We start from the raw sequence: 7,943 nt of genomic DNA on the forward strand, positions 1-7,943 counted from the left end.
AATGATAAGAAAACGAGTACTAAAATTGAAAAATTTTTCATCATAATAAATTTTTTAATTGGGTTAAACTTTGTATTTGAATAATTTGATTTTGCGAAATCATTTCCGCTTTTGGATTAAAATAAACTGCTTTTATTCCGAAATTTTGGGCTCCTAAAACATCTGCTTCAAAACTATCACCAATCATTATACTTTCTGTTTTAGAAGCATTTGCAATAGTTAACGCGTGTTTGAAAATATTTTCGTGTGGTTTTTTATGCCCCGCTGCTTCCGAATTGGTGATGGTAACGAAATATTTATCTAAATTACTTTTTTGCAATTTTACATCTTGTACAAATGAAAATCCGTTGGTAATAATATGTAAAACATATTTATCTTTTAAATAGTCTAACGTTTCAATTGTGCCTTCAATTAAATGATTATTTGAAGTTAAATACTCAATAAACAAATGTGAAATGGTATTTATTTGATCTAATGAAATCTCAAAATTAAATGCTTCAAAAGCGTCTTTAACGCGACTCAAACGAAGGGTTTCTTGGTCAATTTCGTTTTTTTCATACAATTTCCAATACGCAACATTAATTGGATTATAAATATCCATAAATTGTTTAGAATTGATATCGAAATTTAGTTCTTGAAATATTTTTTCAAATGCTAACGCCGAATTTTTTTCAAAATCCCAAAGCGTATGATCTAAATCGAAAAAAATATGTTTTATAGCTTTCAAATTTATTTTCCTTTTACAATTTCAGCATTATCACAATTATAAATCCAATCTTCTACATCGTCTTCATTTGGTCGGAAAGTACCTTTTATTGTTAAATATGTATCGGTTTTTAATTTGGGTGTAGCGCCTTTAAATTTTATCCCCATAATAGTTTCAGGACCCGATTTCCCGCAAAAAAAGCAAGAAGCAAAAACATTCTTACTCAAAGCGTAATTTTTATTATCAATAGGCACAATAAATCCACTCATTACAATGGTTTTCTTAGCTAATTTTTTCAATTTTGTGTTAATAACTGGAAAATCAACTTCGCCATATGAGGCGTGCTTTTTCTTCAAATATTTAATTTCGCCTAACAATTTCCATGTTAATGTATCTGCTGCTAAAAATGCCTTCTTTGAAGATGTATAAGTGCTTACTTCACTTTGATTTTGAAAACTGAATAAAAAAACACCTATTAATAAGGCCATTATTATTTTTATTGAATTACGCATTTGCTAAAGTTTTAGATATATTAATAGTGTAAGCTTTTATAGCAGGAATTAAGGCAGCTATTAATCCAACTAACAAAGTTAAACCAAATAAAAGCCCTTCTTTTTCCCAAATAATTTCCATAGGATTAAATCCTAATTTAAAATCTGACTCTGATGCTTTTGACAATAAGACTATTCCGACTCTACCCAAAACAGTTCCGAAAAAATATCCTACAGTACAAAGTAAAATGCTTTCAAGTAAAACAACCAAAAGTAGTTGGTGTTTTTTTGCGCCATTTACACGTAAAAGGGCAAATTCAGCTTTTCTTTCTTTTAAAGTATTGAATAAAGCAATGAAAATTGATATTCCAGAAATTAACATAATTCCGAATGCTAAATATTTCAACGCATTTAATCCTACACCAAACATATCAAACAATCTGTTCATTTGATACGTTGGCAAAGCGGCTTGCATTTTTGTGTTCTGTGCGATAATATTTGGCCACATAAAAACACCCATTTTGTTTTTAAATTCAATTAAAACAGAAGTTATTTCCATATTCGGCTCATCTATAGTCATATCCGATTCATGGGAATCATGATTGCATTCCGCTGAATGAACATGCTCTTCTTCATCATGCACATGTCCTTCTTCGCCATGAGCAGGATTTTCAGCAACTTCTTCGTGTCCTTCTTCATGGTGCATTTGCCAAACGGTTGGAATATTCGATAAAATTAAATTATCAATTACTTTTCCTGTTTTAGATGCAATTCCTACCACAATATATTCACCGTGGTCGTGAACTTCACCTTCAGCTGCACTTCCATGAGTTCCTTTAAAAGTATCTCCTAATTTTAAATTTAATTTTTCAGCAACTTCAGCACCAACTACTACTTCAAAATTATGTTCGAACACTTTCCCTTCAGCAATTTTAGCTTGGTATTTTTCTATATAATCTGGAGTAGTTCCTACAATTTTAAATCCTACATAATTATCACCATAGGCTAACGGAATGGCTTTTTTTACATAAGGATGCTGCATCCATACTTTTACCGAATCGTAACTAATATTTCCTGTTGGATCATCAACTTGATATACTGATGACAAAACCAACTGCAACGGACTTCCTTGCGCTCCAAGTACCAAATCGACACCATCTAAATTGCTTTGGTATTTTTCTTCAAATTGTTTTTCAACTAATATCAAAACTGTAATAATAGCTACAGAAGCCGTTAATAACAAAATGCTCAAAATGGTATTTAATGGTTTAAACCAAATATTTTTCCATGCTAATTTTCCGATCATACCATTGTAATTTGATTGGTGAATTTGGCTTTAATACGACTATCGTGAGTAACAATAATTAAAGCCGCTTTGTATTCTTTAGATAATGATTCCAATAACTCAATTACATTGTCTGCATTTTTATCGTCTAAACTTGATGTGGGCTCATCGGCTAACAACACTTTAGGTTCATTCATTAGTGCACGAGCTATAGAAACACGCTGTTGTTGGCCAACACTCAATTGGCTTGGTTGTTTGTGCGATTGTTCTAAAATATCTAATTTGTTTAATAATTCTTTGGCGCGTTTGGAATGCTTTTTACCTGTAGCTAACCAACTTGCCATTTCTAAATTTTCTATAACGGATAGCGAAGCAATAAAATGCGATTTTTGAAATACCACACCAATATTTTTACCTCTAAACTTGTCCGCTTTACTTCCTTTAAGATTTGTGAAATCTGTATTATCAATTAAAATTTCACCAGAATTGGGTTGCAACATACCTGCCAATATATGCAAATAGGTAGTTTTTCCTTTACCCGAATTTCCAGTAACTAAAATGGTACTTCCTGCCTGACAAAATAAATCAGGCATAATGAAATTTTGATCTTTATTGTAAGAAAAAGTGATGTTTTTCGTGCTTATCATTTTGTAATATATTATGTTGCAAGATAAGAATATTGAAATAAGATTAAAAACGTATTAACAAAAATTTATCTCAATCAATTAAAATGCGATTATGCCTCGTAATCTTCAACTAATAATCCTTTTTCTTCATTGTAATAAATTGCTAATGAGCCATCAATAAAATCAAAATGAATAAAATTCTCATTTCTGTTTTCGTAATCATTTACTGTATTTACAGATAAAAGAGGTGTTTTAATTTTATCTTTCCAAATAGTAGCTGCGCTCACATCTACTCTTTTTAAAGAAAGTACTTCTTGAAATTTTTCGGCTAACATTTTTTGCTCTTCCTCAAAATTGTAGTTTGAAGAAATCATATAACCATTATCCTCTTCATTAATTTTGAAAAAATAGGTATCAGTTGTATCAAAAACAATTTCAATAGTATCTACAAAAACAAATTTTTCTTCAGGGTTGACTAAATTTATCCAAAAATGATAAAAAATAGCCGAAATATTTTGATGTTGTTTTATTTTTGAAACCAATTCTAAATCTTGTTTGGAAAATTGATATAATTCGTTCATTGTATTGATTGTAAATTTATTTTGCAAAAGTACATTAACTATTTTAAAGACATAGATACATAGATTTTTTTTATTTATGTTTTTGAAAACAAATCAAAAAAATCTGCGTACCCATACTAAAAAATACCTGCATCTTTAAAACTCAAATAACCAAATTCAGTAACAATAATGTGGTCTAATACTAAAACATCTAAAGTTTGACCAGCTAATTTCAGCTTTTTAGTCAATTGTAAATCGGGGTCACTGGCTTGTAATTTGCCAGAAGGATGATTGTGACATAAAATTATTGATGTGGCGTGATATTCAAAAGCTGTTTTGAAAACCATTCTATTATCTACAACAGTTCCTGTGATACCGCCTTTGCTTATTTGCGATTTATGAATTACTTTATTTGAATTATTTAAATATAACACCCAAAATTCCTCGTGAGGTAATTCGCCAATTATGGGTTGCATAATTTCAAATATATTTTTACTTGATGTGATTTTAGGTAATTCGGTTGCTTCTTCCAACCTTCTTCTTCTGCCTAATTCTAAAGCTGCAACAATACTTATAGCTTTTGCTTCGCCGATACCTTTAAATTGAATTAATTGATGAACTGAAAGTTTACTAAGCTGATTGAGATTGTTGTTTGATGCGGCTAAAATTCGCTGACATAATTGTACTGCGCTTTCATTTCTGGAGCCTGAACCAATTAAAATAGCTAATAATTCCGAATCGGATAAGGTTGATTTACCTTTAAGTTGAAGTTTTTCTCGTGGGCGATCGTCTTCAGCCCACTGATGAATTGGCGTGTACATAAAAATTTATTTTGGCGTTTATTGATACAAAATAAGTAAAATAAAATTATTCTTCCAAATATTGTAACTTTATAAAAAAAATTGCTACTTATTTATAAAACCTTTAAATCACAAGAAAATGAAAAATTTAAGAAATCTATTAGCGTCAACTGTAATTTTATTTACTAGTTTAACTGTTTCAGCACAAACTGCTGATGAAATCATTAACAAATATTTTGAAAACATTGGTGGAAAAGAAAAACTATCAAAAATTAATGGTTTCAAAATGAATTTGGTTAGTAATTATAATGGAATGGAAATTCCTATTGAAATTTTCAATGATAAAACCGGAAAAATGTATGTAAAAGTTAATTTTCAAGGAAAAGAAATTACACAATTAGCATTTGATGGTAAAACAGGATGGAGTACTAATTTTATGACTATGAAACCAGAAAAATTAGATTCTGAAACAACAGAAAATATGTTAAGTCAAATTAACGATTTTCCTGATCCTTTTTACAATTATAAAGATAAGGGTTACAAAGTAGAATTTCTTGGTAAGGAAACAAAAGAAGGAACAGAATGTTTTAAAATAAAGTTAACAAAAATGCCAATTACTGTTGCTGGAAAAAAAGAAGAAAATGTAGTTTTTTATTATTTTGATGCTGAAAATTATGTGCCAATTATGACTGAATCTGAAGTAAAAGAAGGTCCAGCAAAAGGACAAATGTCAACTAGTACAATGGGAGATTACCAAGAAGTTGATGGGATGTTTTTTCCTTTCACAATGAATCAAGGAGGGCAAGAAATGACCGTAAAAAGCATCTCAATAAATCCAACTGTAGATGCAAAAGCATTTGAAATGAAAGTAGAGTAATATGAAAAAGTCATTTTTATTTACAATAATATTATCTAGTGTAATTTCTTCAAACGCTCAAGAAATAACACTAAAAGGGAAAGAACTTTTTGGAGATTTAGAAGCCCGCCAAATTGGTCCTGCATTAATGAGTGGTCGTGTTTCTGATTTGGCTATGCATCCAAAGAACAATCAAATTATTTTTTTAGGTGCAGCAGGTGGTGGAATATGGAAAAGCTCTGATGGAGGTGCTACTTTTGTACCTGTTTTCGACAAACATATTCAATCTATTGGAGCAATTACTTTTGATCCTAATAATCCAGACAATGTAATTTGGGCTGGAACAGGTGAAACTTGGACGAGAAATAGTGTGTCTGTTGGAGATGGAATCTATAAATCAACAGATGGCGGCTTGAACTGGACCAATATGGGGTTACCAAAATCAGACAGAATTTCATCAATTATTGTGGATCCTAGAGATTCAAACAATATATGGGTTGGAGTTTTAGGAGCACTATGGGGAGATAGTGAGGAAAGAGGTATCTACAATTCAAAAGATGGTGGGAAAACATGGAATAAAGTACACTATATTGACAACAAAACGGGTTGTTCAGATTTAGTTATCGATCCAAACAATCCAAACGTAATGTATGCCAGTTTTTGGGAATTTAGAAGAACTGCATGGTCTTTTAATTCAGGTGGGAATTCTTCTGCGCTATTTAAAACTACTGATGGTGGAAAAACTTGGAACAAAATTCATAATGGTTTTCCAGCTGGAAAATTAGGAAGAATTGCCATTGCAGTTGCGCCATCAGATGTTAATATCTTATATTCAGTTATTGAATGTGAAAAAGATAGCGAAAAAGGATTATATAAATCAGAAGATGCTGGGAAATCATGGAAGCATTTAAATAGTGATTTTGCTTTAGTAGTTCGCCCATTTTACTTTTCAAGAATTACAATCGATCCAAAAAATCCGGATATTGTATATAAAGGTGGATTAAATGGTTCTATTTCTCGTGATGGCGGAAAAACATTTAAAAATTTAGGTGCGATGCATTCTGATATTCACGACATACTTGTAGACCCAATTGACACCAACAGAATTTATGTTGGAACTGATGGAGGAATGTACAGAAGTTGGAACAATGGAAGCACATTAGATATTGTAAAAAACCTTCCTATTTCTCAATATTATCATATTACTTTAGACACAGAAGAACCATATAATATTTATGGTGGTCTTCAAGATAATGGTTCTTGGTATGGCCCAAGCAAAAGTGATGGCGGAATTGAAGCTAGAGATTGGAACAGCGTGGGTTACGGAGATGGGTTTAGAGTTTTAAAACACCCAACCAAAAAAATTATTTATAGTGAAATGCAAGGTGCCGAAAACATTTGGCGTTATAATTTAGAAACTAAAGAATTAAAAACAATTCAGCCTTTGCAAGAAAAAAATCAAGTAAAATTACGTTTCAATTGGAACACTCCTATTGTGACGGGCATACATAATCCAGATAGAATTTACGCGGGAAGTCAATTTGTTCACGTTTCCGATGATATGGGAGCAAGTTGGAGAATTATTTCTCCTGATTTAACGACAAATGATAAATTAAAAATGAACCAGGAAAATTCTGGTGGACTATCAAAGGATAATTCTGGTGCTGAAAATCATTGTACTTTATTTACTATTGCAGAATCGCCATTAAGCAAAGATATAATTTGGGCTGGTGCTGACGATGGTACTATTCAAATTACTCAAGACAGTGGAAAAACTTGGAAAAATGTAACGGCAAATATTATTGGTTTACCAAAAAATACTTGGTGTTATCATATCGAAGCTAGTAATTTCTCAAAAGGTAGTGCCTATGCTGTTTTTGAAGGTCATACTAATAATGATATGAACACATATGTTTATAAAACTATTGATTTTGGTACAACTTGGACTTCAATTGTAACAAAAGATATCGATGGTTTTGCGCGATGCATTCAAGAAGATTATGTTAATGAAAACTTATTATTTTTAGGCACAGAAAAAGGGTTATACATCACGGTGGATGGTGGTAAAAACTGGTCGAAATTTGAAAACAATATGCCGGCAGTTGCTGTAATGCATTTAGACTTACATAAAAAAACTAATGATTTAGTAATGGCGACTCACGGAAGAGGTGTAATTATTCTTGATGACATTAGCATTTTAAGACAAGTAACAAATGAAATTATTGCTTCTGAGGTGTATTTCTTTAAAACCAAACCATTTATAAAAGAAGAAAATTCTTCATTTGGAAGTACCGCTTCTGAACTAGAATTTGTTGGACAAAATCCAAGCACTTCTGCTCAAATTGTATATTATCTAAAGAAGAGAAATACATTTGGTAAAATGGAAATGGAAATTCAGGATTTGAATGGAAATAAAATTGTGGGTTTACCAGTGAGTAATCAAAAAGGAATAAACATTGTTACTTGGGATTTTAATGAAAAAGGACCAAAAGTAGCAACTGGAAAAACATTAGATTACAGCGGTTTCACAACGCCATTAGTGCCTGCAGGGAAATACAAAGCTGTTTTAACTAAAGGTAAAGATAAATTTACACACGAGTTTGAAGTATTAAATGACCC

8 protein-coding genes are annotated in these 7,943 nt (G+C 31.2%); 2 read left to right on the top strand and 6 right to left on the bottom strand.

The window, feature by feature from the left end; translation table 11 throughout:
* Positions 1 to 40: 40 nt before the first annotated feature.
* The 6 genes from ABWO04_RS08515 to radC form a co-directional block, all read right to left on the bottom strand.
* Positions 41 to 727, bottom strand: a complete 687-nt coding sequence (locus ABWO04_RS08515) for a YjjG family noncanonical pyrimidine nucleotidase (RefSeq protein ID WP_353079128.1) — start codon at positions 725 to 727, stop codon at positions 41 to 43.
* 2 nt (positions 728 to 729) lie between these two features.
* Positions 730 to 1,218, bottom strand: coding sequence for a hypothetical protein (locus ABWO04_RS08520; protein WP_353079130.1), 489 nt, complete (start codon positions 1,216 to 1,218; stop codon positions 730 to 732).
* Positions 1,211 to 2,503 carry an ABC transporter permease gene (locus ABWO04_RS08525; protein WP_353079132.1) on the bottom strand — a complete coding sequence of 431 codons (1,293 nt, stop codon included), beginning with the start codon at positions 2,501 to 2,503 and terminating at the stop codon, positions 1,211 to 1,213. The genes ABWO04_RS08520 and ABWO04_RS08525 overlap by 8 nt, the downstream gene beginning before the upstream one ends.
* Entirely contained in the window at positions 2,500 to 3,129 is a 630-nt protein-coding gene (locus ABWO04_RS08530) for an ABC transporter ATP-binding protein (RefSeq protein WP_353079134.1), read from the bottom strand. The genes ABWO04_RS08525 and ABWO04_RS08530 overlap by 4 nt, the downstream gene beginning before the upstream one ends.
* Positions 3,130 to 3,218: 89 nt before the next feature.
* Positions 3,219 to 3,689 carry a hypothetical protein gene (locus ABWO04_RS08535; protein WP_353079136.1) on the bottom strand — a complete coding sequence of 157 codons (471 nt, stop codon included), beginning with the start codon at positions 3,687 to 3,689 and terminating at the stop codon, positions 3,219 to 3,221.
* 116 nt (positions 3,690 to 3,805) lie between these two features.
* Positions 3,806 to 4,489 (bottom strand): RadC family protein, encoded by a 684-nt coding sequence (radC, locus tag ABWO04_RS08540; protein ID WP_353079138.1) that lies wholly within the window; start codon positions 4,487 to 4,489, stop codon positions 3,806 to 3,808.
* 118 nt (positions 4,490 to 4,607) lie between these two features.
* Here radC and ABWO04_RS08545 point away from each other — a divergent pair, with 118 nt between their 5' ends.
* Together ABWO04_RS08545 and ABWO04_RS08550 are read left to right on the top strand one after the other, a co-directional pair.
* The gene (locus ABWO04_RS08545) at positions 4,608 to 5,345 is read left to right on the top strand and encodes an outer membrane lipoprotein-sorting protein (protein ID WP_353079140.1); all 738 of its coding nucleotides are present in this window, start codon (positions 4,608 to 4,610) and stop codon (positions 5,343 to 5,345) included.
* 1 nt (position 5,346) lies between these two features.
* A partial coding sequence (locus tag ABWO04_RS08550) for a WD40/YVTN/BNR-like repeat-containing protein (RefSeq protein ID WP_353079142.1) occupies positions 5,347 to 7,943 on the top strand: 2,597 nt, incomplete at its 3' end.

Origin of the sequence: Flavobacterium sp., from assembly GCF_040382755.1 — a bacterium.
GTDB lineage: Bacteria > Bacteroidota > Bacteroidia > Flavobacteriales > Flavobacteriaceae > Flavobacterium.

What these genes read in the sequence shown, in the direction of transcription:
- ABWO04_RS08520 (WP_353079130.1), bottom strand. Translation starts at nt 1,218, where the DNA reads ATGCGTAATTCAATAAAAATAATAATGGCCTTATTAATAGGTGTTTTT.
- ABWO04_RS08525 (WP_353079132.1), bottom strand. Translation starts at nt 2,503, where the DNA reads ATGATCGGAAAATTAGCATGGAAAAATATTTGGTTTAAACCATTAAAT.
- ABWO04_RS08530 (WP_353079134.1), bottom strand. Translation starts at nt 3,129, where the DNA reads ATGATAAGCACGAAAAACATCACTTTTTCTTACAATAAAGATCAAAAT.
- ABWO04_RS08535 (WP_353079136.1), bottom strand. Translation starts at nt 3,689, where the DNA reads ATGAACGAATTATATCAATTTTCCAAACAAGATTTAGAATTGGTTTCA.
- radC (WP_353079138.1), bottom strand. Translation starts at nt 4,489, where the DNA reads ATGTACACGCCAATTCATCAGTGGGCTGAAGACGATCGCCCACGAGAA.
- ABWO04_RS08545 (WP_353079140.1), top strand. Translation starts at nt 4,608, where the DNA reads ATGAAAAATTTAAGAAATCTATTAGCGTCAACTGTAATTTTATTTACT.